Below are 540 nucleotides of genomic sequence, written 5' to 3'. Positions count from 1 at the left end.
GACCCGACCACGAATACTGGGAGACTGCTCGAATGGCTGGTGCAGCTCGCGCTGCAGGCGTTCCAGTTCTGAGAATACGTCACGGGGAAACAGGGATCGATACATCATGTTTGCCTCCATTCGCTTTGGCGCGGGCGCCATATTCTCACGTCTCCGGTTGGAATGGTAAGGCTTTTCCCGCGGATATCAAGCTCTTGATTTGACTGATATTCGCCGTCATTCTTTCGAGCGGAAGGGCAGCATTAGAGACGTGGAAAGGGGAACACGCATGGAGTTCCAGGACTACTACAAGACGCTGGGAGTGACACGTGATGCCACCGCTGAGGACATCAAGAAGGCGTTCCGCAAGCTCGCGCGCAAGTTCCATCCCGACGTTTCCAAGCAGTCGGATGCCGAAGTGCGCATGAAGGAGCTCAACGAGGCCTATGCTGTACTCTCCGACCCGGAAAAGCGCGCCGCGTACGAGCAATTGGGACGAGGCCATCAGCCCGGCCAGAAGTTCCGTCCGCCGCCGGACTGGGACACCGGCTTCGAGTTCTC

1 protein-coding gene and 1 pseudogene are annotated in these 540 nt (G+C 57.8%); one reads left to right on the top strand and one right to left on the bottom strand.

Annotated elements, in window-relative coordinates; translation table 11 throughout:
* Positions 1-108 (bottom strand): annotated as a pseudogene (locus tag ACGLHR_RS52210) (Hsp20/alpha crystallin family protein); the annotation flags it as partial.
* A 160-nt stretch (positions 109-268) separates the two neighbouring features.
* Between ACGLHR_RS52210 and ACGLHR_RS52205 the strand changes: the two are divergent.
* A partial coding sequence (locus tag ACGLHR_RS52205) for a DnaJ domain-containing protein (RefSeq protein ID WP_400104031.1) occupies positions 269-540 on the top strand: 272 nt, incomplete at its 3' end.

Origin of the sequence: Cupriavidus sp. CuC1, from assembly GCF_044627735.1 — a bacterium.
Taxonomy (GTDB): Bacteria; Pseudomonadota; Gammaproteobacteria; order Burkholderiales; family Burkholderiaceae; genus Cupriavidus; species Cupriavidus ulmosensis.
Note: the sequence above shows the minus strand (reverse complement) of the source record. Positions and strands in the feature narration are given on the sequence as shown.